The following is a 24834-nucleotide window of genomic DNA, read 5'->3' as shown; positions in this document are numbered from 1 at the left end:
CGTAACAACCAACCTACCTGGAGTTAGTTCAATGAACCGTCGTACTCTCGCCCGCCGCGCTCAGGCCGGCTTTACCCTTATCGAACTGATGATCGTTGTGGCGATCATTGGTATCTTGGCTGCGGTGGCCCTGCCGGCGTATCAGGACTACACGAAGCGCGCTCGCGTTTCGGAAGGCCTAGGTCTGGCTGCCGCTGCCAAGGCTGGTGTGGGTGAATACTTCGCGTCCAAGGCTGCTTGGCCGACGAGCAACGCCTCTGCCGGATTGCCGGCGGCTGCCTCGATTAAGGGTAACGCTGTGAATACCGTTACGGTCGGCACCGCTGGCGTGATTACCATCGCCTACAACACGCTGGTCGTTAGCGGGGGGACCGTCACGTTGACACCGTCGAGTGCCAACGCTGGTAGCGTCAAGTGGACATGCAAGGGTGGTAGCACTTTCCCAACGAAGTACTTGCCGTCGGAATGCCGTTGAGCCAATAGCTAATAGCACCCGAAAAAGGCACATCATGTGCCTTTTTTTATTTCTGCGAACTACCCATTGATGACCTCTGCCCTAACAACCCGACTTCCGTGGCTCGCCGGAATTTCAAAAGCGACATGGTGGAGGTGGGGCGCGCTCTTGCTCGTGGTTACAGCCTGCTACGCACCGGGGCTAAAGGGGGGCTATGTCTTTGACGACGACGTCAACATTCTGCAGAACGCGAGCTTGCGACTGCATTCCCTCGGGTGGAGCGAGCTATGGTCAGCCGCTTGGTCGGGAGATGCGGGCCCGCTGGGAAGACCAATTGCGCTAGTGACTTTTGCATTGAATCTGTATCTTGGAGGGGCCGACCCGTTCTACTTCAAGCTGGTCAATTTGCTCATCCATTTGGTCAATGTGCTTCTGATTGGAGCTCTCTCGCAAACTTTGTGCGATGCGTTTAGGCAAAGAAAAGCACCAGCTGACGCAATTCGAAGTCCCAATACATGGTCGAGTTGGGTGGTCGCGGGGATTTGGGGGCTCCATCCATTAAATCTGACGGGAGTGCTATATGTCGTGCAGCGCATGACCAGCCTGTCTGCTTGTTTTGGATTTGCCGCGTTGCTCATCTTTTGCCGGTATCGAATTACAACGAGAAGGCGCGTAACGTTTGATCATCATTCATATTTCTCGCTATTGGCCCATGCGCTACTTGTAGCGGTGTTGCTCGCAATGTCCGCTCTTACCAAAGAAAGCGGACTGCTTTTCGCGGTTCTTTTGATCTGGATTGAATATTTCGCGTTCGATTTTCAATATCGCGGAAGACCGCTGGTCTTTTGTGGTGTTCGGGCGAAGCGATTGATTTTGGGGGCGTTAATATTGATTGGCGCCGTCGCGCTGGCATTTAAGCTCCCGGTGATTTTGACTCCAGCCGCCTATGCAAACAGAGATTTCGATTTCAAAGAGCGTTTGCTTACTGAAGCGCGCGTGCTGTTTTATTATTTGGAAATGATTTTTTTTCCAAAGGTTTCGAGTCTATCGCTATATCACGATGATTTCACGATATCGCGCTCTTTCTGGAATCCGCTGGCCACTGCTTTCTCGGTGGGCGGACTGGCATTGATCAGTGCAGCGACGATTCTCCTTCGGCGTCACTGGCCGCTATTGCTTTTTGCTTGGGGCTGGTTTCTTATTTCTCACGCTCTTGAGTCGACCATATTCCCTCTTGAGTTGGTGCATGAGCATCGAAATTATTTCGCGACCTTCGGGTTCTTTTTTCTTGTTTCGATTGGTCTTGAAAGAATTCAGATGCCTGATAAAAGGCGCCTTGCCATAGTTCTTTTGATAATGTATTTTGGATTGTTGGCTTTTGCTACCTACAATCGTGCATTGCAATGGTCGAATCCAGTGGATTTGGCTGCCAACGAGGCTGAAAACAGGCCGTTGTCCCCTCGCGCCAATTATGAGTTGGCAAGAAATTATATGGTCTTATTTCAAAATACGGGTGATGACCATTTTGGCGCTCTCGCCGACAAGGCTCTCATTCGAGCCACGCAATCTTACTTGCCCAGCGTTTTGCCATTTCTCGCACGTATACATTTGGCATATTTTCGCGGAATGGAGCCTGATCCGGATCTCCTGAATTCAGTTACGTCGCGTCTCAGGAATTTTCCTTACTACAACACGAACACTGGAGCACTCAATTCATTTTTGGAGTGTCAGATCGAAAAGAAATGCCGGCTGCCAGATGATCAGGCATTGAGCCTTTTTAAGGCTGGGCTCGATAATCCATTGATCCCACTAGGTCAAAAGGCAGAAGTCACAAAAATGGTTGCTCAGTATCACATCAACAAGGATGGCGATTTGCAACGAGGTACCGCGCTCATTTTATCGGCCATTGCCATGAGCGATGAAGCGCCCAGCAGAATCATGTATGCACAGGCATTGGCGTTTCAGGGAAAATTCTCCGAAGGACTTGCTCAGTTGGATGTGGCTCAATCGATGGATCGCAACGGCGTGTATCGCCATCGAATCAAAGAAGAGCGGAGCGCTATGCGCAATGCATTGACAAATAAATAAAGCGAAAAATATGAAATCAATTCAACGTCCGGACGGCGATTTGGCAGGTAGGCAAATGGATATCAGTCCTGATTGCGCCGGGCAAGTCGACCCCAAGAAAATGCCGGGCGCGAATGAAATCAGTATTGTCATTCCGGCTCGCAATGAGGCGGAGGGGTTAGCCCGCCTCCTTCCCGATCTTTGCGAATTATTCCCCGAGGCCGAGATCATCATTTCAGATGACGGCTCCACCGATGAAACGGTGAGCATTGCGCAGAGGTTTGGTGCTTGTGTCGTGCGCCGCCCCTATGGCGCTGGCAATGGCGCTGCGATCAAGGCTGGTGCACGCGCGGCGACGCGAGATTGGATCGTGTTCATGGATGGTGATGGCCAACATCGGGCGCAGGATATTGCACGCCTCCTCGCACGTTTGGCCGAAGGCTATGAAATGGTTGTCGGCGCACGAAGTTCTGAGGCGCAAGCCAGTCGCCATCGCGGTCTTGCCAACGCGCTCTACAACCGCTTGTCATCTTGGATGGTCGGCCATCAAGTAAGAGATCTCACATCAGGATTCAGGGTCGTGCGGCGAAGACGGTTCCTTGAATTTCTTCATCTTTTGCCCAACGGATTCTCCTATCCAACGACCAGCACCATGGCATTCTTCAGGGCAGGCTACGCTGTAGCCTACGAACCTACTGATGTGAAGCCGAGGCTGGCCGGAACCACGAGCCATATTCGACTATGGCGTGATGGAACGCGATTTTTGCTTATTATTTTCAAGATCGGAACGCTTTATTCTCCTCTGAAGCTTTTTGCTCCGATTAGTCTTGCGTTTTTTTCACTGGGGCTTGGTTACTACGCCTATACGTTTTCCACTCAGCACCGATTCACCAACATGAGTGTGCTTTTGTTTAGTGCGGCGGTCATTGTTTTTTTGATTGGCCTTATTTCTGAACAAATTACTGCGCTGATGTATGGTGGTACGAGCGCGAATGAGCGCGAGGGGAAAGTAAAATGAGACCTCAAAACGTCCATGTCAAAAAATAAACGATGTCAGCATCTCCTTGTGGTTTAAAACCCCTCAACATTCTTGTTTTGGCATCGACCTATCCCCGGTGGGCGAAAGATTCAGAGCCAGGTTTTGTTCACGAGCTGTGCAAACGCCTAGCGCTGGAGCACCATGTTTTTGTGCTCTGCCCTCACGCAGTTGGGGCGCTAGCGACAGAAGTGCTCGACGGAGTCGAAGTGGTGCGTTATCGCTATGCGCCCAAGAATTGGGAGGTTTTAGTCAACAATGGAGGTATTGTGAATAACCTTCGACGAAAACCTGCAATGGCGCTATTGCTGCCCGGATTCGTCCTCTCTCAACTATGGAGCGCAATACGACTTGTGCGAAGTCGTCGCATTGACGCCATTCATGCTCATTGGCTAATTCCGCAGGGATTGATTGCTGCATTGGTAAGTCTTATCTCTGGGCGAAAAGTTCCGTTTGTCGTTACGTCTCATGGTGCAGATTTATATGCATTGCGAGGGCGGCTGATGAATTTTTTAAAGCGTTTTGTTGTGAGGCGCGCTGAAGTCGTTACTGTGGTAAGCGATGCCATGCAATTGGAGATGGCGCGCCTAAAAATTGAAACAACTGCGGTGAGTGTGCAGCCAATGGGTGTTGATTTGGAGAGTCGATTCACTCCTGACTCTGAGGGAGAACGGCCTTCAGATGAAATCCTGTTCGTCGGCCGACTGGTGGAAAAGAAAGGGTTGCGTTATCTATTGGATGCCATGCCTCTAATTCGTGCTGCCCGGCCTTCAGTGTGTTTGAGGATTGCTGGATTTGGGCCCGAAGAGGCAGCACTGCGCAAACAGGTGGATCGCATGCAGCTCAATGGATTTGTGCACTTCCTTGGCCCCGTAGAGCAGGCCGATCTTCCATCGCTTTATCGGCGTGCCGCGGTACTCGTTGCGCCCTTTGTACGCGCGAGCAATGGTGACACCGAAGGTCTGGGCTTGGTGGTGGTCGAGGCAATTGGATGCCATTGCCCTGTGATTGTGGGTGATGTCCCCGCCGTAAAAAACGTAATCCTTGAAGGCGAAGGAAAAGTGGTGTCTCCGCTAGACACCGAAGCACTGGCAAATGCGGTAGTTGATATTTTGGAGAATCCAAAATCAGCCCTTGATTCGGTGACGAAGGCTCGTCTCAGATTGAGTCAGCAGCTGTCTTGGTCTGTGGTCGTGACTGGGTACTCCGCATTGCTAAGAAAAATTGCAGATAGAGTGACTCTCCGCTGATCGCAAAAAATAAGCTAATCGCGCTCGAAGGCACTGTGATTCGTTTCAACTTCTTAAGCCGCGCTGTTATGCCCAGAATCTTTAGGGCAATTAAGGGTCTATCAGCAATCGGCCACAGAGGCGTGCAGAAAAATTTGGGCGGCCTGCGCGCTGGCTACGTGACAGTTATCGCTGGAATGAGTTTTCGGGCCGTATTTTTAGCGATGCTTACTGTCCTTCTGGCTCGTCTCCTTGGAAAAGCTGACTACGGCGCGTGCGTTGTAGTAGGCGGCATCGCGGGTCTTTTTTCCGTACTTGCAGGTCTCGGGGCATCGGCTCTCCATCTTCGAGATGTCGCGATTAATCCCGACGCGTGGCGCGGTAGTTTCGTTGTTCATCATTCGAGCATATGGAAAACACAACCAATCCTCTTGACGCTGACGGTGCTTGTGGCGTGGTTTGTTGTTCGCGAGGAGGTGGGCTGGTTGTCGCTGCTGCTGCTGGTTTTCGGCGATCTTCTGGGAGCACCTGCGAGCGATCTCCTGGTGCGCTCGTATCAAGGACGTGAGCGCTATGGACGAATGGCGCTTGCAATGTGTGCCTTGCCTCTAACGAGAGTTCTGCTAATAGCACTGCTTGCCATGACCAGCGATTTCGTCGATTTACGGTCCTGGAGTCTTTTAAGTTTTCTGAGCGGTGTGGGAATGGCCGCCCTCACTACAGCACTGGCCATGAGGGCCCAAAATGGCGGCTCCGTTGACGATAAATATTCAAGAGACTCCTTCTCGGGACTCGGCTTCTCCATGGCAGCAGCATCTGCGCGGATTCATGCTGATGCGGACAAGGCCATCATTGCCAAGTTGTCATCGTTTGGTGCAGCGGGTGAATACTCTTTGGCCTACCGAATGATGGATGTGTTGTTGTTACCTATCAATGGTTTGATCGAGTGGAGTATGCGCGCCCTATTCCGTCACGGGCAGGGCGGTGTGGGGGCTTCATTGCAAGCGCTTTGGCGAAGATGGTTGGCTCTTTTGAGCATGGCGCTGGCGGCATGTGTGGCAGCGTACGTTCTCGCTGCGCTTCTTCCTGCAATCTTCGGAGAGCAGTTTCAAGGTGCAGTCCTGATGGGACACTGGCTTGCGCTGCTGCCTCTAACAACGGCGTGCTGGGCGATGTTACGAAGCATTGTGGCCACTGCGGGCCATCAGAAATTCGTCGGCGTGGTCGAATTGATAGGCGCAAGTATGAGCATCTTGCTCGGGATTATTTTGGTTTCGTGGTATGGATGGCGTGGAGCTGTGCTTGCTACATATGGCACACACATTGCGATGAGCCTGACCGTCATTGGCGGCGCCATACTCAAACTGCGTCATTCCCCTGAGCCATGAATGTGCTGAAGGTTTTTACTACAACAATGAAACAAAGACAGTCATACGCATGATTGATACAACGCATCTTTGTGGGCGATTGAATCGGCTATACAACGGCACCATTCTCTTCCATAGCGCAGAGGTCTCTCAGCAACTGGGGGATGAATTGATATTGGGAACCTGCCGATCCGGTACCTCTGGTGGTTAACGAATGCGAATCGGTGTCGACGCGCGTTACCTTACCGGCAATCTCACTGGCACGGGGCGTTATGTGCGCGAAATTCTCTTGTGCTTGAACGACTTGCTACCCGACGTAGAGTGGCTGCTGTACACACGCCGTCCGATAACGTTGGATTGGCCGTCAGACCGATGGCGCATCGTGGTTGATCAGCACCCATTGGGGAGTCTTCTGCCGGGCCTTATATGGGTAAAACTGCGGCTTGGCGCATTGGCCAAACGGGACAAACTTGATGCGTTCTGGGCCGCAGGTACGCTTACCCCATCGCTTGAAGCGCGAATGGTTTCCACGGTATACGACCTCAATCATGTTCTTGTACCGGAAACTATGCGGATGATCAGCCGCTTTGCTTTTCACCGATGGTTTGCCGCTGATGTACGTGCCGCCTCGCGAGTGATTGCCATCTCTAAGGGTACGGCGACACGTCTGCACGAACTCATCGGCCGTTCTGTCGATGGCGTGGCTCTACCGGGCTCCAGGTGGTCCGGCATGAATGCCAAGGGCCTCGAAGAGCGCCCCTTCGATGAGCCGTATGTTTTGTCGGTCGCAACTCGTGAGCCGCGCAAGAATCTCGGCAGTCTCATAGCCGCTTTTGCGGCGCTCAAGGCACGTGGCCTTATCCCGCGACATATGCTCATCTTGGTTGGCGACAGCGGGTGGGGGAAAAAACTTGAAGCGCTGCAAGGCGATCGTCCCGCCTGGCTTCGCGAACTCGGCTATGTCCCCGATCACGGGATGGCTGCATTGTTTGCGCACGCCGACATTCTGGTTCAGCCATCTCACTACGAAGGGTTTGGTATGCCCGCAGCTGAAGCTGCCTCTTTCGGAACGCGTGTGGTCGCGACCGATATTCCCGAACTGCGCGAGGCTGCAGGGCCCTTCGGAATCTTCACCCGGCCAGATCCGGAAAGTGTGGCGCAGGGCATCCTTGATGCCCTCGCCATGCCGGAGCCCATGCCATTTTCAGGGGGCTCTTGGAGAGATGCCGCCGAGGTCATGGCGGAGACGTTCAAGCAAGTGTCGCAGGAACCCGTTCTCCCATGAAGGTATGGCTTCCGAGTGTTCGGTCGAACAGCGGCGGCGACGTCTTTGTCGAGCGGCTAGCGGCATTGCTTGCCGAAGTGGGATGCGAGCCGGTTGTCACTTGGTTTCCTTTGCGGCACGAACTATGCCCGTGGTTGCTTCGAGCCGTGCCGGTACCTGAGGGCACTGACATCATTCACGCCAACAGCTGGAATGCGTTTGCATTCTCCGGACGTGGCGTCCCCTTGATAGTCACGGTGCACCATTGCGTTCGTGGGCGTGGTTTCCCCGAATGGAAAGGACCTTTTCAGGCGCTTTATCACGATCACTGGATTGGTCGGTTTGAGGCCCGTTCCTTTCAAAGGGCGGACGCAGTACTTTGCGGGAGCGCCTCGGCCGCCGTCGAGGTCGAGGAGAGCTTCGGGCTGGATAAGAAGATCACAGTGATTGACTACTGGCTTGATGCCACGGTGTTTCGTCCCTCCGACACGCCTGCTGTCAGGCCGCCCAGAGTGCTATGGGTCGGAAACATGTCGTTGCGCAAAGGCGGAGATCTGCTGCCGGCCTTTCGACGGTGTCTGGACGCGGGCATCGAGTTGCACTTGGTTGCAGGGCGGCGAGGGCAAACCGCCGGCTTGGAGGCGCTTGGGCCCAATGTCAAGGTCTGGTCCCGTCTTAGCGAGACTGATCTTGTAAAGCTCTATCAAGCCTGTGATGTCACTGTGTGCCTGAGCCGTCATGAGGGCTTCGGCTATACCGCCCTCGAAGCGATGGCGTGTGGTCGGCCGGTCGTTGCATTCAACGTAACTGGGCTGAAGGACGTGGTCGTTGATGGCCTGACCGGCGTTTTGAAGCCCTGTGGCGACCTGGCTGGTGTCGCAGCAGCGTGCAAAGAATTGATAGAAAGACCGGAACAAGCCAGATCCATGGGGCTGGCAGGTCGTGAGCGTGCCGAGCATCACTTCAGTGCTGCACGTGCAGCAGCTCTTTACACCCAAATCTACCGCAACGCCGCTTCTACATTCCGTCTTCGTCAGAACTAGCAGGCAGCCTTAGGTGATGAGTGATTGATGAAGCTCGCGGAAGAATATGCCTGAGACAGGCTACGAGATAACTTGGAGATGCTAGTGACCGAAAACACCATTCGAGTTGGAATTATCGGCTTGGGCTACGTAGGCCTCCCGCTCGCCTTGCGTTTCGCCGAGGTCGGTGTGCCCGTCCTCGGATTTGATATCGACGAGGAAAAAGTGCGTGCTATCGATCAAGGTCGAAGCTATATCAAGCACATCGGCGATGCGGCCGTCGAACGCGGTCGCCGGCAAGGGCTGTCGGCGACTGCGGACTTCTCACGCGCCAATGAAGTGGACGCGCTGATCATCTGTGTACCAACACCGCTCGATCAATACAGGGAACCTGATCTGCGTTTCGTCATTGGGACCATTGATGCCCTATTGCCTTACATCCGTCGCGGTCAGCTCATTTCCCTCGAGAGTACAACTTATCCCGGGACAACAGAGGAAGAACTCAGGCCTCGAATCGAGTCGCGCGGCTTCAAGGTCGGGGAGGATGTATTTCTGGTTTTCTCACCTGAGCGTGAGGATCCCGGGAACCCAAAATTCACCACTCAAACCATTCCTAAGGTCGTCGGTGGCTGTACGCCAGCTTGCCTAAAAGAAGGCATTGCGCTGTATGGGAAAGTGATCGATACCGTGGTACCTGTAAGTTCCACGCAGGCGGCGGAAATGACCAAGCTGCTTGAGAACATCCATCGTGCAGTCAATATCGGATTGGTCAATGAGATGAAGATCATTGCTGATCGGATGGGGGTCGACATCTACGAAGTGATTCGTGCCGCGGCAACCAAGCCATTCGGCTTCGTGCCCTATTACCCCGGGCCAGGGTTGGGCGGACATTGCATTCCCGTCGATCCGTTCTACCTGACTTGGAAGGCGCGCGCATACGGCTTAAACACGCGTTTCATCGAGTTGGCGGGACAGATCAATAGTGATATGCCTCACTGGGTAATGCAAAAGGTATCGGAGGCACTCAACGAACGGGAGCGTTCGGTGAAGGGTAGTAGGGTATTGGTGCTGGGCATTGCTTACAAGAAAAATGTCGACGATATGCGCGAGTCACCTGCGGTGGTCTTGATGGAACAACTCCAAGCAAAAGGCGCTGTAGTGTCCTATGCGGACCCGTGGGTGCCAATCTTCCCGAAGATGCGTGAGCATCATTTCGATCTTATGAGCATTGAACTTACTCCGGAGGCGGTGGCGTCGTACGACTTGGTGCTGATAGCTACAAATCACGACGCCTTCGACTACTCGATGATCCAGACGCATGCGAAACTAATTGTCGATACCCGGGGTGTTTACTTGGACTCAATGCCAAATATCGTGCGAGCGTGAGGGTCAACTAAGAAGCTGGGATTGGGGCTTGGCCTGCCCCGTTCCAACTGTACTTGCGCAAACGCAGGGAATCCGCAGCTAAAGCGCTCAATCCGCCGTTGGCACTTCCCGCCAGTTCAGCAGTCGCAGCGTAGTACCGGCCGGGGGCGTGAAGCCGACATTGCGCAGGTCACCGCGCACGTCACCTGAGATCAATCGCACCCTGCCGTCGACGCCCACGAACTTGAGGTCGGTGACCGCAGTGCCGTACTGCGCGTACGCGGTGCCGCTAGCCAGTACGGAGCGCCCGGTGTTGAAGTCGATGGCGTAGACCCGGCTCTGGCCCGAGGGGCTGCAGGCGTCGCCGCTGGTGAGCAGCGACGAGAAACCCACAATGCCGTTGAATGCTGTCGGGCTCGCCACCATGCGCAGGCCAATGCCGCCTTCGGTTCCTAGGTCGAGATACCAGCCCAGTGAATCCGTGGGGACGACGGTGCCGCTCACGAGATTGGTGACGGCGGTGAGTGCACTACGCGTCACAGGCATGGTGTTGTCGGCCGGCTTGAAGGCGGAGGCGGTTCCATCGATGACTGCATAGAAGCTTTGCGCCGCGCCGGAATTGATGTCGCTCGAGTCGAGCAGTTGACCGGTGCCGACCATCACGTAGCGCTTGCGGGTCGACGGCTGAACCTGCACCAGGGGCCGCGAGGTGATGGGCTGGGCTCGCGGAGTCGTGGCTCCATCGGTGAAGAGCGCGATCTTGGCCGGTGCCGGATAGGCAGTGGTCGTGCCCGCGGGCGCAGTCACGTCGAAGCGCCAGAGCTGGCCGTTGAGGTCGCCGACATAGATCGCGTCCGCTGTGCCGTCGGTCAGGTCGGAGATGAAGGCCGTGGCATGGGTCATGCCGTTAGCCACCGCGCCGGTGCTCACTTTTTGCAGTAGCGCGCCGGTCTGCGGATTCAGGAAATAAAGGTAGCCGTTGCGGTTGGTGTTGTCGTTGTGGTAGCCCGAGGTCAGCACCACCACCCAGCCGTAGCGCTTGGTTTTCAGGACCAGGGGAGCGCCGTAGCTGAAGCCCATGTCCGCATCCGTGAACTCCCACAGCACCTTGCTTGCCACGATGGTTTCATCGGTCATCGCGGCCGGATCGGTCACGTCGATGGCGTAGAAGCTCTTGCCGCCCTTGCCGAGGCCACCGACCAGCAGCGAGCGCCAGTCCGAGCCAGTGGCCGCGAAGGTTCCGCCGGCCTGGTTGAAGTCGACGTCGACCACTTCGGGTGTTGCATCGACGTAGTACTTGTGCAGGTAGTTCGGGTTGCCCAACTGGGCCAGGCCGTCCACAGCGGGGGTCGCTGGGTTGTTGGGGCCGTTAAAGAGTGCGCTCGGCACGTACGCGAACTGTTCGAGGCCCGCGTTGGCGCCGGTGAGTTCGCCGCGGAACGCATGCAGCATGCCGTCGTTGGCGGCGGCGTAGACCATCGTGGGACGCGAGGCCTTGGCCGTCTTGAAGGCGGCGTAGCCCCGGTTTACGGCGTCGGAGTAGTTCGAGGCGGGTGGGCCGACGGGTTTCACTTTCGAGTTGACGATGTCGCCAAGCAGTTTGGTGCGCAGGCGGTAGGGCTTGGTCCCATCGGTCGCCGTCTTTTCCTGGCTGCGGTCGCCGCGCAGGTAGTTCAGGTAGTTGGCGCTGTCGTCGCCCGCGACGTATGCCGTGTCGAGCGCGGCCGCCTGGCTGCCCGTTCCGGTGGTCAGGCTCCCGATGCGGAAGGGCACGCCGGCAGTGCCACTCCAGGTGGCAATGCGCCGGTTGGTGTTCCAGCCGGTGCCGGCGAATTGCGCTGCCAGCTTGTCGGTGCTGTTCCATGCCGCCGTGAGCGAAGGCGTACCGTCATCGGCAAAGCTGATGCTGCTCGCGCTCACGATGCCGGTCCAGTCCTGGGCGTCGTACTGCGAAGCATACGAGGCCGAGCCCGTGGCCGCGACCTGCAGGGCCGACAGAGAGAACGAAGTGGTGTACGCCTGGATGGCGTTCACGATGCGCTCGAAGGCCTGGGTCAAGCCTCTGACCAGCGTGTCGGGTTGGCCGGCTGCAAAGTAGTTGTCAGGACGCGGCTGCGTCAGGTTCGCGGCGCGTGTGTCGGTCAGCGTCTCGCCGTTGGTGGACCACCAGTCCAACGGAATGGTGCCTGCAAAGGTGTAAGGGTCGAAGTTGGCCGGAAGCTTCTTCTGGTCGAGTCCACCGAACTTGGCTGCGAGGTAGAACTGGTTGTTGTACTGGAAGGGCTGCTCCAGCACGTCCACCCAGTAGGTGCTGACGGTTTGCTTGCCGATGGTGTTGGCCTGCCCGGCCACGTCGGGACGGATGTCCTTGGTGTTGGCGTCGAAGGCAAGGCCCGCAATGTAGGCGGAGTTATTGCGGCCGCTGTAGTCGTTCGTGTTGCCGAGGTTGCCGAGGCCCTGCAGCGCACCGACGCGGTTGGTCGCCGTGACCGCGTTGACGGTGTTGTCGTCGGCCACCTCGGGAGGCATGGTGGGCTCGCGGGTGCGGTAGGTGGTGTTGCCGGCCACATTCTTGTCGACGTGGGTGTAGATGTCGCCAATGCCCAGGATGAAGTTGCGCTGGCACGAGTACTGGATCGGATCGTTCCATGCGGTGATGACGGGGAAGCCGTCGACCCAGCCGGTCTTCGTGGGGGCGTCCGCGGTGCCCATCGAACTCCACGCAGCGACGTTGCCAAGGTGCCGGTAGTACCGAATGACCGCGTAGTACAGCTCGCTGACCGGGTCATAGTCCTTGTAGTTGCCTGGAAGGATCTGGCCGAACTTGTTCAGGTAGTTCATCACGCCGCTGTCCGCGACAGCCACGCCAGTCGCCGCTGTCGTCGCGGTCGCATCGGCGGGGTCGGGATTGCGGATGAAGGTGCCATCGACCTCGCTCCACTCCTTGTTCGCATTGGCCGCGGGTGCCTGGCCGGGCGTCGGTGCGTTCGGGCCGACGAACTTCTGATTGGCGCGCAGTACGCCGCCGTCGCGCTGGTCGCTGCTGTCGTTCAGGTAGCCGAAGGCGCTGAAGCGCATCTTGTCCGCGTACTTCTGGATCAGGCCCTCCGGCTTGTAGTTGCTGCCGTAGGCTTTGCAGTTGGCCTCGAGTCCACCAGCCGAGGCCGATGGATCGCACACCTTCACGCGCATCGTGAAGTCCTGGTCAGTTGGACCTGCGTCGGAGAATGGTCTGAAGGTGTTGTTCGAGGAGGGTGTGCGCCACAGGAACTGCATTACCGCACCGCCGGCCCTTTCGTAGTATTCGATTTGCACGCTGAACTGCTGGCCCGCTGTGAGCGAAATGGTCGCGGAGTCGTCGGTGGTCGAGCCGTGATCGGTCCAGTTGTTGATTCGACGGTTGCCATTGTTGAAGTTGTTACCGCCGCTGGTGTTGACCCAGAGCCGCACGCCGTCGTCGCTGATGGTGCGAAAGACGTAGTCGCCGGTTTCGGGCGCCGTGTAGGTGCCGTTGAATCGTGCAGAAAAATTGTCTGCATTCACGCCTGCCACCGGAGCACCGTTCCCCCAGTCATGGTTGGCGGAGTCGGTCGTGACGGTAGCGATGACTGCGCCACTGAGATCGACCGTGTTGTAGTACTGCGCCGTCATCGTGCGAGTGCCGACACCCGTCGCGGTCATGCGCATCTTGAAGCCGCGATTGGTGATGCTGGTCGTCAGTGCGGTGGCGCTGTTGTAGGGCGTGGCGCCCGCAATGGCACCGACTGGGACCGTGCGATCGGGGAACAGGCTGCGGTTGCCGTGCCAGGCTTTTTCCAGGATCGTGGTGGTGGCCGTGTCCACCACGCGCCGTCCACCTGTCATCGCCCAGCGAAAGGGGTCGATGGTGGCCGTGGAGGCCCAGTTCAGGAAATTGCCGCTCCACTTGTCGTCATTGGAGCCAGTGCAGGTGCGGTTGGTGGCGGCACCGGCTGGGTAGAAGTAGCTGGAATCGCCCTTGTCGGTGGTGCTGACGCCGTTGGCGGTTGTATCGGTCTGATAGAGGTAGCACTTGCCCGGATCGAAGTAGCCCAGGTAGTTGGTGTTGCTGGAGTAGTCGCCCACGTGGGCCGTGCGCGACGCCGTAGGCCATTCCACCGACAGCGCCAGCGCCAGATTGCCCGGCACTTCAGAGGTCGAGAACACCGGTTGGTTGGCGAGGTTGGCGGCCGAGGCGACCAGGGCGCTGCTAAGCGCGACGCCAAGGCCGATGGCGATGCCCGCGCGACGGATCATCGCGCGAGCGGACGAACGGATTCTTGTTTTCATGATTCGCCTGTGCTCTATTCGGGCTTGGTGAAGGAGGCTTGCAGGAACACCTGCGTGTCGCGAGGGCCATCGGCGCGAACGGTGATTCGGTAGATGGGCGGGCTTGGAACGCTCGGGCCGGGCGTGCTCAACTGGCTCTGGTCGCCACCTTGCGTTTCGGTATTCGAGGGGGTGTAGACGCAACGGCTCTTGCCGATGGTCGAGAAGGCGCCGGTGGTGTTGCACATCCGGTCGATCACGTAGCGCACGGTGACGCCGCCGCTGCCCGTGATGGCGCCCCCGGACGGCGTGAAGGTGTTGCCAGCCACATCGGGGCCGGAGAGCGTGGTCTTTTTCAGCAGCACCTGCGGGATGCCGTGCTCGTTGGTCTGGAGCTGGACCGCGCTGTAGTTCGCGGTCGGAAGGTTCGTTGCGGTCGCGGTCGTGTTGACGAGTGCGCCGCCGGCCTGGAACTCCTTCATCGCCTTTGCAATGGCGAGTTCGCCCTGGTTGACCAGATCGCGCTTGAATGCGAGGTTGCCCGCGCCGAAGAGCGAATTGCCGGTCGATCGCATGACGGCTATGCCGCCGGCGAGCAGTATCACGAGGATGATCAGGCAGAACAGAAGCACCACGCCGCGCTCGCGCGCTCGGCTGTGCATTTGGGGCAGTGTCTTCATGGCACGGGCAGCAACAGCATGTTGCGCAGCGGAATGGTGGTGTCGATGACCCGGTAACGGAAGTTCCGGTCGGCTTCAGCGATGGTCAGGGTGCGTCGGCTGCCAGCCTCGAGATCGCCGAAGATGGTCAAGCTGGCCGGGGTGACGGGCGTCTTCTCGTAGAGGCTGCTCCGCATGACCAGCGCGACGCGCGCTGCAACGATGTGGCGCATGGTGTCGGGTGCGAGCATGAGAGTACCGATGGTGTAGCCCGCGGCGCCAGGATCGATCCATGCATCTGCAGTGCCATTGCTGTCGGTGTCGACGCCGTATATCGCGTACAGGGCGACCACGCCGTCGGCCAGCGCCTGCATCGCCGAAGCATCGGTGCCCTCGTCGCTGCCGGCGCCGGCTGCTCGCAGCAGGTCGTAAGTGACGAGCGTGCGATTGGCGTTCACGCCGACCAGTTGAAACTGCAGGTTGTTGGCGCCCACATTGCCGAGCGGGGTGAAGAGCGACGTGCCGTCGGCTGCAAGTGTGGCAAGCGACTTGGTAGCACCGGTCGAGGTGAAGTAGCGCCCACCCATCGGCAGGACTTCGTTGCCTGCTGCGGCGAAAGCTGTGGCGTCTGTCACATTCACCTGTTCGATCAGGCAGTCGGCCGTACCTTCCTGGCTCACCAGCCCAATGTCGCCATTCGCGAGCCCGATGGTGTTATCCAGTCGTAGGTCGTTGCTGCCCGGAAAGCCGGAGCGAATGCGGCGCGGAATGTCGCCCGCTGCTGCGTTGCCGCCCATGACTACAAGGATGTCAGAGGCTCCAGCGGTTGCCCCTTTGGCGATCAGGAAAGGCGCCAGCCTCAGATTGCCAGCAGCAGCAGCGCCTGAGCCGCCGAGCAGCGTGTCGAAGGGCGCCGGAAATGCGGATGCGGTTCGCGGCAGGATGTTGGTGGCGGTGCCGCCGATCTGGCGAGTGGCAGTCAGTCGGCAACCAAACAGCCCACGCATCCCGGTCTGCGCGAAACCGGAACCAGCACTTCGCAGCAGCCGGTCGATCATGTAGGTGGCGTACGAGCCGCTCTGGTTCATGTCGTTGGTCGAGGTGGTGCTGCGCTTGTGACCCTCGCCCACAGTGACGACGCTGGTCACGGCGAGCACCACGATGAGGCCGATGACCAGAGCCACCATCAGCTCGATCAGCGTTAGGCCGCGCTGCGCGGCGCGTGCAAGTGCTTTTGAGCAAGTGTTCATGGTATGAGCGGCAGCGCGACGCGCGTGGTGAGTCGGCTGTCCTGTTCACTGGCCGAGCGCTGTGAAGGGCGCCAGGTGATGAGGATGTCGGCGGTGTTGGTAGCCGCGGCGACTGCGGTGATCGTGACGGTGCCGCCGGGCAGGCCGCCGGCTTGCAGGTTGCTGGCGCGGTCGTTCCACGAAGGGCTTCCGGCCGCCGGGTCGATCGCCACCGTGCGCTGGGTCCACATGGTCGTCGCGATCTCGTTGGCGATCAGCGCTGCGCGATTGCGGTCTTCCGCATCGACTGAGAGGCTGATCGCGCGTGCCTGCAGTCCGATGAGGCCCAGGATACCGAGGGAGAAAAGGAGGATCGAGACCAGGACTTCGATCAGTGCGACACCGGAATGCGATGTCTGCCCGGATGGGAGTTTCGGTTGATATCTCGTCATGCGGGACATCCGTCGGGATTGGTATTGGAAAGCGTCTTGGCCGGATCGCACAAACGCACTTGCCCTCCGAGCGCGACCAGCACGCGCAGGGGGCGATCGGCATTGGGGATCGTGATGTCGTAGGTCGCGGCTGCAGCCGTGCAGGCCACGCCGGTTCCGGGCGTGGAGTTGTCCACGACGCGTCCCAGGGAGTTGAAGCAGAGCGTCGCGGGGCCGGTGATCTGGACGTTCGGGGCCAGTCCGGTCAGGCCGCCGCCCTCGATGAATGTGGGGTCGGTCTCCTCACCCGTGAGGAGCGGCACGAAGTTGACCGACCAGTTGGCGCCATTGGCCACGGCGGTAAGGCCGTCCGCGGGGTTTGTGTCGGCCGTCAGCGAGAAGACGGTCTGGCGGCTGCGCCGCAAGGCCTCGGTCTGCGCGAGGCGAATGCCGTTCTGCAACGCGTCGGCGACGGTGCGTATGCGGCTGTTGCGTATCCATCCATTCATTGCCGGAAACGCCAGCGCCATCAGGATGCTCAGCAGCACCACCGTCACCATCATCTCGATCAGCGTGAAGCCGCGCGCGCCACGCGGTCGATGGAGTGGCGTTTTCATCAGCAGCCCGACTTCTTCGTCGTCCAGCCGGTGGTGCACCGCGTCCAGCCCGAACCCGCTGCAGACGTGGCACGTGTGTTCTGTTGGTCTACGGTGAACGTGAAACCGTTGGTGGGGCCGCTACCCACGGCCTGTGCAGTAAATGTCGTGGCCGTCAGCGTCGGACATGAAATGGTGAAGCTTCCGACTGTGGACGATGCTGCGCATGGCGAGGTGAACGTTGAGCCGATGGAGCGATAGTCCCGGTTGTCCTGAAAGTACCGCTCCATATTCGCGCGCAGCGTCGCGAGAGCGTTCTGGGCATCCACCAGCTGCCCACGAAGCACGTAGTCTCGGTAGCTGGGAATCGCAATGGCGGCCAGGATCCCGATGATGGCGACCGTAACCATCACTTCGATCAGCGTGAAGCCATACGCCCGTGAACTGCCGATCCGGCCGCGAGCAGGTTGCTGTTTCATCAGAAGACGCCTTTCAACCCCCGATCGGCGGAGCCGGAAACGGGCTGGAAACAATTGAACATATTTGTTAAATGGTGTCTTTAAATGTTTACATCTGCAAAGCCTCTCATCTCCCGCCAATGACCATTCGTCGGCAAGTCGGGCCGGCACAATGGGGCGAATGACGTCTGCGCGGCACCCTCTCGCTTTGGCCGGCCCGTTTACAAAGATGCTTGGCTTTATTCGGGTGGCGCTCGTCGCGTTGACTTTTGTCTGCCCTTTGGTGGGCGGCCCATCTGTCAGCGTCTGGCAGTTCCTTGTGTTCTGGGCTTGTCTGGCAGGGCTGTTGCTTACCGGGCCCGTGGGCTCGCCTGCGCCACGGGTTTGGGTGTGGCTGGGCGCGGGAGGCTTGCTTGTCGCGCTTTCCGGCGAGAGTGGCCTCTCGGCATGGGAACCAGCGTGTATTGCGATTGCAGGAATCGCCGCGGCCGCGAGCGTGGGCAGCGCACCGGCGCAGAACCTGGGAGGCGCGTCGCGGTTATTGGCCAAGAGCGTGCTCTCCGCCGGCCTCGTCAGCGCCGTTCTTGGCCTGCTCCAGTACTACGGGCTTGCCGACCCCCTCGTCCCCTGGACCACTTCCCCGGCGCTGGGGCAGGCCTACGGCAACCTTCGACAGCGCAACCAGTTCGCGACCCTGATCAGCATGGCTTGGTGCGCAGCCCTGTGGCTATATGCCACCAGCGATGCAATTCACGTCCGGCGGCGTTTGATGGCGGCGGCCGGGCTCCTGCTGGTCGCGGCGGCAGCGTCGACCTCGCGCACCGGTCTGCTGCAATTGTTGTCGATCATCGCCGTGGCGACTTTCATCGCCATGCGGGAAAGGCGAGGCGCGCCGCAACGCAGCGCTACCACCTATCGCCTGCCGGATCCGAAGTGGCTGCTCGCCACCATCCCCCTCTACTTCGCCATCGCCTGGCTCCTCCCCCAGTTGGCCACCGGCGGCGACGGCCCCGTCGAAAGCATGCTCCAACGCCTGCAGACCGGCGCCCCCCAGGACCACAGCCGCCTGATCCTGTGGCGCAACGTGCTCGCGCTGATCGCCCGGCACCCCTGGACCGGCTGGGGATGGGGCGAGCTCAGCTTCGCCCACTACAGCACCCATTACGACGGCCCCCGGTTCGTCGAGATCCTCGACAACGCGCACAACCTCCCGCTGCACCTGGCGGTGGAACTGGGCATTCCCGCCGCCGTGCTGATCTGCGGCGGCTTTCTCTGGATGGTGCTGGCCGCGCGGCCCTGGCGGGAGCGGGACCCTGCGCGCCTGATGGCCTGGGGCATGCTGGGTGCGATCGTGCTGCACAGCCTGCTCGAATATCCGCTCTGGTATGGACCGTTCCAGCTGGTGTTCGGACTGTGCCTCGGCATTCTTTGGCCGGGCGCGGGCGGCGTTGCGGTCCGGCCTGCGCTGTCATCCCTGGCGGCGGGCGTCATGCTGGCGGTCGTGGGGCTCGCCAGCTGGGACTACGTCCGCGTCAGCCAGATCTACCTCCCACCCGACGAACGGCTTTCCGCGTACAGGCAGGACACGCTCGCCAAGGTGCGGGGCACGTGGTTCTTCGGGCGCCAGGCCGAGTTCGCGGAACTGACGCTGACCACCGTGACGCCCGCGAATGTCGCCGAGATGCACTCGCTCGCGCAGCGGGTGATTCATTTCTCGCCGGAGCCGCGCGTCATCGTCAAGCTGATCGAAAGCGCCGAACTGCTGGGGCGCGAGAGTGAAGCCAGGGCGCAGGCAGAGCGTTTCAGCGACGCTTTTCCACAGGAGTTCGCCCGTTGGCTGAAGGAGGCAGATCGCGGTCCGGAGCAGCTGGCGCCGCCGCCATAGAGCAAGACCGGCGAGCCGGCCCGATCGAGGTGCCGCGCACGCTCGCGGCCGTCAATCGATCACTCGCTCGCCGACGTCGTGCACGTCGTATCCGTCGCGGGTTGGCAGACCCTTGCTCGCCCCGTCTTTGCGATCACCACGATGCGGGTCTGCCGGGTCTTCGCCGCGTCCGGGATGTCGTTGCGTTCGATCTTCAGCGTGGCGGACTGGAAGGTCGAATCGCTGGTCTGCGTGTAGCCCGAAGGGTTGAACATGATGTACGCAGGGCTGCTCTTCGCCGTACCCTGGCCTGTCGCCGAGAAGTAGGCGGGCAGCGCATCCTGCCGCGTGATGAGGATGTCCGAATCATCGAGCTTCCGGTTGTTGTCGGTGTCGACGAAGACGGTCCAGCCGGTCGCCCAGTCGTTGTCCGCGCGCGGCACGACGACCGCCTGCCTGCCTCGCTTCATCGCCTCTCCCCTGGCCGCATTCAAGGCCGCGATGAACGAGTTCGCCGCCGAGGTGAGCTGGGAGTTGCGGTGAAAGGCGACGAAGCTCGGCACGCCGACCATCATCAGGATTGCGGCGACGGCGATCGTCACCATCAATTCGATCAGGGTGAAGCCCTTTTTCCGAGGAGGCAGCTTACGGGCGTTCATGGCCAGCAGACCCGGAAGTTCGTGCTCGCGGCCGTACCCGTGCAGCCCTTGGCGCCCGTGCTGCTGAGGGTCAGCGAACCGGCTGCGGCGTCCGTGCCGGTGGGCGTGGCGGTGAGCAGCACGCAATCGGTGATCGGCTGGCTGCCGCATTTGTCAGCGGAAAGCCAGTAGGCCGGGGCGGAGGAGTTGTCGCCCGAATGGACCTTGAACGTGCTCGAGGCGCCGGCCGGTGTCGTGGCGCCGCTCGCGACATTGGTGCTGAACGCCAGGTAGGCATTCCGCTGCGTCATGTACCTCTCCTGCTGCTGCATCAGCTCCAGCAGCGCAGTCCGCGCCTGTGCCCGCCTGCCCTTCAGGACCGCCTCCGTGTACGACTGATAGGCGATGGCCGCCAGGATCCCGATCACGGCCACGACGACCATCAGTTCGATCAGCGTGAATCCGCGCACTGCGGCGCGCTTCGTTGTGTGGTTCATGTTCACGATCCGCGCTTCAGATCCAGGTAGTTGTTGATCTGCCGCCAGCTCAGCCGCCCTCCGATGAGGGTGACCGTCACCTGTCCGCTGCCGTCGGTGCCGTCTCCGACGTTGTCGATGCCGCCGGAGCCTTGCGAAATCGCCTGGCTCGTGATCCGCCTCGCGCGCTGGCCCGTGCCGTTGCTGATGGAGGCGACCGTGCTGGCCACCTCGATCACCAGCGGCTCTCCCGTGATGCCGACCGTCGATGCGCTCCGCGTTCCGATCCCCGTGTCCACGTTGACGATGTAGGCGTTGCCGCCGCCTCCACTCGCGCCGCAGGAACTCGAGTCGCCCGCGGCCGCCGGGATCAGGCTGGCGAATACGAGCGTGTCGCCGCGCAGCGTCGCCGCGCTCACCTGCCGTTCGGAACTCGCGTAATCCATGTACCAGCCCGAGCTCACGCTCGACGCCGTCGTGAGGTCGCTCGTGGCGCGGCCCCAGGTGAAGCCGGGCACCGTGATCGCGCCCTTGGAGTCGATGGTGGCCGCTCTCAGCCGGGCGCGCCCGCTGATGGCGCCGGAGCCGTTCGGCGTCGCATCGGGAGTGGCCGTGCCGTCGTCGTAGATCACGTAGAACGAGTTCTGCGCCGTCGACGAGCGGTCGTCCATCTCGAGGTACTTGCCGGTGCCGAAGGCCACCAGAATGGCCCTGGGGTCATTCGCCGCGGTCACCAGCGTGGGCGCCATGCTGATGGGCTGCACCTTGCCTTCGCTGTCCTTGGCGACGAAGAGCGGGTAAGGGGCGTTGTCGCTGGCCTTCTTGAAGGCCGACAGGTTCGCCATGTTCCACCGGGAGGTGCCGTGGCTGCGGAAGTCGAGCTTCCACATGTTGCCGTGCAGGTCTCCCACGAAGATCTGGGCCACTTCGCGATTGCCGCCGGTGGCGATGGCTGCCTTGAAGTTGAGCACGCCGGTGGGCTTGGTCACGGCCAACGTAGCGTCGTAGGGCAGTTCCACCTTGTAGTAGTTGGTGCCGAGTTCCCAGGCCGTTTCCGGCGCCTTCGACAGATCGAGCAGGAAGATGGCGGGATGGCCGGTGCTGAATTTGTTGTCCGAGTTGGCCTTGGTGTAGTTGTTCACCCCGCTGGCGACCACCGCGAACCACTTGTAGGTGGCGGTCGTTGCCGTCGGTGCGCTGGTGCGCATCTTCAGGATCTGCGGCTGCCCGACGACGAACCCCATGTCGACGTCGTCGTCCGCCGTGAACTCCCACATCACCTTCGATGCGTCGAAGGCCGTCGGGTCGGTGACGTCCAGTGCGAAGACGCCGCGCCCGCCTGCACCGGTGCCGGAAACCAACACCGTCTTCCAGTCGGCCGAAGTGCCGGCGGAGCCCACCTGCGCTTCGGCCACCACCGGCGGGCCGTCCACATAGCTCTGATGGTGGGACACGTAGTTCACGTCGGTCAGCGCGGCCAGCCTGGGCGACATCCAGCTGGGGATGTAGCCGAACAGTTCATCGCCGGTGCCGGCGTTGAAGGCGTGCAGCATGCCGTCGTTGGCGCCCACGAAGACAGCAGGAGTGCGGCCGAGGTTTGCCGTCCGGAAGGCGGAATAAGAGGTCGAGTTGATGTTGTTGGCGGGTGCGCCCGAATACACCACGCTCGAATTGATGATGTCTCCCAGCAGCTTCCTGTTGCGCCGGCGGAATTGCGAGCCTTCGAGGGCGTTGCTTCCGCGCAGGTAGCTCACGCGGTCGGAGCCCAGCGAGTCGGCCCTGGTCGAGGGCGTGAGCTTGCCCAGGTCGGCCCTTTGCGCGTCGGTCAGCGAGTCCCACAGGAACGGACTGGCCTTGGGCACGGCATTGCCCGCACGCCCGATCACGATGTTGCGTGAAGTTGCAGGCGCGGAGAGCGCAGCCAGGCGGCTCGAGGCCGACCACGTCGGGGTGGGCGAGATGCTGGCCTTGCCATCGCTGATCGTGATCGCCTGCGAAAACAGGTCGCCGCTCCAGTCGCTGGTGTCGAACGCACCCTGGTAGACGGCGTTGCTCGTCTGCAGCGACTTCGACTGCGCCGCGCTGCCCGCAATGCTTCGCGCGGAGGTCGATGCGCGGCTGAAGATGCTGTCGAACGCGCTCAGCACGCTGCGGGCACTGCTTTGCAGATAGTAGGTGCTGGCCTCGCCGGGCCGGGCACTGTCCTGCCAGACGTTGTCATCGGCCGTGCCGTCCTGGCGCTGGAAGGGGTTGCCGAAGGTGTTGAAGGGCTTGCGGCCTGGGTTGGAGGGGTCCGACTCGAAACCACCGTACTTCGCCGCAGTGAAGAACTGGTTTCTGTTGCGCCGGGTATTGGCGTCTTTCTGATTGCCGTGTTCGTTCACGTCGAAGAAGAAGCTCTTCACGCGCAGGCCGGGGCGCTGCATGCTGGGTTGCGCAGTCCAGTCCGTGCCGCGGATGTCGTGCGTATGGGCCCAGTACGAGTGCCCGATGATCGAGTGGGTGCGTACATCGGCGTTGGGGGCAGGGTTGCCTTTCGTCTCTCGTTTCTTGCCCTGCCCGTCGAGGTATTCCTTGGCCGTTCCCTTCTCGAAGGCGATGACCGTCTTCGTCCAGTCGTCGACGTTTGGATGGTTCAGTGCCGGATCGGGTTTGGGAAAGCGATAGTCGCCGTCGTGCGTGTTGATGTCTCCGATGACCACGATGTTGCTCTTGAGGCAGGCGTAGTTGCTGGAGCTGGTGCGCCCATCCCCGTAGGGATCGCTCCAGGTGGTGAATACCGGGTAGCCGTCGTACAAAGCCGTCGTCAGCTTGCTGGTGGCTTCGTCGCTCGGCTGCAGCCCCTGCAAATAGCGGAGTGACTCGTAGTAAAGCTCGCTGACCGGGTCGTACACCTTGTAGCGGCCTGCCACGGGCCCGGTGCGACCGAACTTGTTGAGGTAGTTGATGACCCCGCTCACGCCGAAGGTGGCATTGGTGCCCGACAGCGTTCTGCCGTCCGGGTTGGCCGCGAATACGCCCGTGGTGGCGTCCCATTCGGCTGCCGCGTTGCCGCCGCTGGGCGTGTTCTCGATGCCGTTGATGTCGAAGGTCTTGGCGCCGACGTACTTCATGGGCGCGCGCAGCACGCCGCCATATCGTCCGCCTTTGGCGCTGTACGTCTGCTCCATGAGGTAGCCGAAGGCAGCCAGGCGCAATCTGTCGCTGTACTTCTGCACGGTACCGGTCGGTTTGTAGTTGCCGCTCGGGTACCTGGTGCAGAAGCCGTAGTCGCGCACGTCGGCCAGGTCGCCGGCGCTGGTCTTCTCGCAAACCCTCACGCGGGAGTAGAAGAAGCCATCGCTGTTGAGGTCATGGGCCGGCCTCGCGGTGGAGCCGGCGGGGGCCGTGTAGCAAGCTTTGGCAACGCCCGGCGCGGGGTCGGTGAATACGGCGTTGCTGCAGGAGGTGCCGCCCGTGAACCGGCCGACCATCCAGGTGTTGCCGGCGCCGTACCAGACTTCCCTGGTGTCGGAGAAGTCGCAGTTGGCGTCCTCGTTGGCGCAACTGGACGACGCGGCGTAGGCAGGCTTGTCGCCGTGGAAGGGAAACGGCGCTGTCGACGTGCTGGCGCTCAGGCTGTAGCTGCCCGTGGCAGTGCAGCTGCCGCCCAGGGCGGTACCGAAGTAGATGCGGTTCAAGGTGTTCGCCACCCAGATGTCGCTGGCGCCGGCCGCGGCGATCATCCGCCGCGGCACCGCGCCCCAGTACCTGCCACTGCCACCGCCGTCGCGCAGCAGCTTCTTCGAGGGAAAGTTGGTCGTGTTCCACATGCAGGTGGGGTCTCCGTTGGGAAGCACCGCGCGCTGCAGGATGGTGAGGTCGCTCGTGTCGATGTAGCGGTCGCCGCCCGAGAGGGCCAGGCGCAGCATGTCGATGGCCGAGCTGCTGGCCCAGTTCAGGAAGTTGCCGCTGAAGCCGTCCTCGCACATGCGGTCCGTGCGCGTGCTGGACTGGATGCGGTCGAAGCGCTTGTAGTCGGAGGCCTTGAGGCCCGCGGCAGGCGTTTCGTTCGGCGCGTCGTTGTACGCATAGCAGGCATTCGCGTCGTAGTAGCCGATGTACTCGTTCAGGTTGCTGTACGTGTTGTCAGAGGTGCCGCCGGCCGTGTACTGCGCTCCGACGGTCGGGAACTCCACCGACAGTGCCAGCGTGAGGGCGGGCTTGTCTCCGGAGGTGGTCGCATACAGCGGCTCGCTCGCCAGCGCGATGGGCCTGATGTCGGGTGCCGTCGTGCGGCTGCCCGCGATCGACACCGCGAGCAAGGCCGCCGCAGCCAGTGGGAGCGCAAGCTGCGCGAGCACGCGCGGCCGCTTGAACCAGGGCCTTGGATGGGAAGAGAACGTTGTCATG

Annotated in this window: 18 protein-coding genes; 9 read left to right on the top strand and 9 right to left on the bottom strand. The window is 60.4% G+C overall.

What is annotated here, in order from left to right:
- Positions 1-31: 31 nt before the first annotated feature.
- The 8 genes from ABL843_RS30665 to ABL843_RS30630 all read left to right on the top strand — a co-directional run bounded on the left by ABL843_RS30665 (position 32) and on the right by ABL843_RS30630 (position 9825).
- Positions 32-475 (top strand): pilin, encoded by a 444-nt coding sequence (locus tag ABL843_RS30665; protein ID WP_418118482.1) that lies wholly within the window; start codon positions 32-34, stop codon positions 473-475.
- A gap of 69 nt (positions 476-544) precedes the next feature.
- Entirely contained in the window at positions 545-2542 is a 1998-nt protein-coding gene (locus ABL843_RS30660; RefSeq protein WP_418118481.1) for a hypothetical protein, read from the top strand.
- A 10-nt stretch (positions 2543-2552) separates the two neighbouring features.
- Positions 2553-3539, top strand: a complete 987-nt coding sequence (locus ABL843_RS30655; protein ID WP_418118480.1) for a glycosyltransferase family 2 protein — start codon at positions 2553-2555, stop codon at positions 3537-3539.
- A gap of 32 nt (positions 3540-3571) precedes the next feature.
- A complete protein-coding gene (locus ABL843_RS30650) occupies positions 3572-4807 on the top strand; it encodes a glycosyltransferase (protein WP_418118479.1) in 1236 nt (411 codons plus the stop codon).
- A gap of 35 nt (positions 4808-4842) precedes the next feature.
- Positions 4843-6174, top strand: coding sequence for a lipopolysaccharide biosynthesis protein (locus ABL843_RS30645; protein ID WP_418118477.1), 1332 nt, complete (start codon positions 4843-4845; stop codon positions 6172-6174).
- 193 nt (positions 6175-6367) lie between these two features.
- Complete coding sequence (locus tag ABL843_RS30640; protein ID WP_418118476.1) at positions 6368-7438, top strand: glycosyltransferase family 4 protein; 1071 nt, start codon at positions 6368-6370, stop codon at positions 7436-7438.
- Positions 7435-8460 carry a glycosyltransferase family 4 protein gene (locus ABL843_RS30635; RefSeq protein ID WP_418118475.1) on the top strand — a complete coding sequence of 342 codons (1026 nt, stop codon included), beginning with the start codon at positions 7435-7437 and terminating at the stop codon, positions 8458-8460. Before ABL843_RS30640 ends, ABL843_RS30635 begins: the two co-directional genes overlap by 4 nt.
- A gap of 78 nt (positions 8461-8538) precedes the next feature.
- Positions 8539-9825, top strand: coding sequence for a nucleotide sugar dehydrogenase (locus ABL843_RS30630; RefSeq protein ID WP_418118474.1), 1287 nt, complete (start codon positions 8539-8541; stop codon positions 9823-9825).
- Between the two features lie 87 nt (positions 9826-9912).
- Here ABL843_RS30630 and ABL843_RS30625 read toward each other — a convergent pair whose 3' ends face one another.
- The 6 genes from ABL843_RS30625 to ABL843_RS30600 are packed head-to-tail and all read right to left on the bottom strand — an operon-like array spanning position 9913 to position 17485.
- Positions 9913-14112 carry a PilC/PilY family type IV pilus protein gene (locus ABL843_RS30625; RefSeq protein WP_418118473.1) on the bottom strand — a complete coding sequence of 1400 codons (4200 nt, stop codon included), beginning with the start codon at positions 14110-14112 and terminating at the stop codon, positions 9913-9915.
- A gap of 14 nt (positions 14113-14126) precedes the next feature.
- Positions 14127-14771, bottom strand: a complete 645-nt coding sequence (locus ABL843_RS30620) for a pilus assembly PilX family protein (protein ID WP_418118472.1) — start codon at positions 14769-14771, stop codon at positions 14127-14129.
- The gene (locus ABL843_RS30615; RefSeq protein WP_418118471.1) at positions 14768-16000 is read right to left on the bottom strand and encodes a PilW family protein; all 1233 of its coding nucleotides are present in this window, start codon (positions 15998-16000) and stop codon (positions 14768-14770) included. The genes ABL843_RS30620 and ABL843_RS30615 overlap by 4 nt, the downstream gene beginning before the upstream one ends.
- Positions 15997-16431 (bottom strand): type IV pilus modification protein PilV, encoded by a 435-nt coding sequence (gene pilV, locus ABL843_RS30610; protein ID WP_418118470.1) that lies wholly within the window; start codon positions 16429-16431, stop codon positions 15997-15999. The genes ABL843_RS30615 and pilV overlap by 4 nt, the downstream gene beginning before the upstream one ends.
- A complete protein-coding gene (locus ABL843_RS30605) occupies positions 16428-17027 on the bottom strand; it encodes a pilus assembly FimT family protein (protein ID WP_418118469.1) in 600 nt (199 codons plus the stop codon). Before ABL843_RS30605 ends, pilV begins: the two co-directional genes overlap by 4 nt.
- Positions 17027-17485, bottom strand: coding sequence for a type IV pilin protein (locus ABL843_RS30600; protein ID WP_418118468.1), 459 nt, complete (start codon positions 17483-17485; stop codon positions 17027-17029). Before ABL843_RS30600 ends, ABL843_RS30605 begins: the two co-directional genes overlap by 1 nt.
- A gap of 208 nt (positions 17486-17693) precedes the next feature.
- Between ABL843_RS30600 and ABL843_RS30595 the strand changes: the two genes are divergently transcribed.
- Complete coding sequence (locus tag ABL843_RS30595) at positions 17694-19349, top strand: PglL family O-oligosaccharyltransferase (protein ID WP_418118467.1); 1656 nt, start codon at positions 17694-17696, stop codon at positions 19347-19349.
- Between the two features lie 59 nt (positions 19350-19408).
- Here the strand turns inward: ABL843_RS30595 and ABL843_RS30590 are convergent, their stop codons facing one another.
- The 3 genes from ABL843_RS30590 to ABL843_RS30580 are packed head-to-tail and all read right to left on the bottom strand — an operon-like array spanning position 19409 to position 24833.
- Complete coding sequence (locus tag ABL843_RS30590; protein WP_418118466.1) at positions 19409-19987, bottom strand: GspH/FimT family pseudopilin; 579 nt, start codon at positions 19985-19987, stop codon at positions 19409-19411.
- Complete coding sequence (locus tag ABL843_RS30585) at positions 19984-20463, bottom strand: type IV pilin protein (protein ID WP_418118465.1); 480 nt, start codon at positions 20461-20463, stop codon at positions 19984-19986. Before ABL843_RS30585 ends, ABL843_RS30590 begins: the two co-directional genes overlap by 4 nt.
- A gap of 2 nt (positions 20464-20465) precedes the next feature.
- Complete coding sequence (locus tag ABL843_RS30580) at positions 20466-24833, bottom strand: pilus assembly protein (RefSeq protein WP_418118464.1); 4368 nt, start codon at positions 24831-24833, stop codon at positions 20466-20468.
- Position 24834: the final 1 nt, after the last annotated feature.

Origin of the sequence: Variovorax sp. 350MFTsu5.1 (genome assembly GCF_048302515.1) — a bacterium.
GTDB lineage: Bacteria > Pseudomonadota > Gammaproteobacteria > Burkholderiales > Burkholderiaceae_C > Variovorax > Variovorax guangxiensis.
Note: the sequence above shows the minus strand (reverse complement) of the source record. Positions and strands in the feature narration are given on the sequence as shown.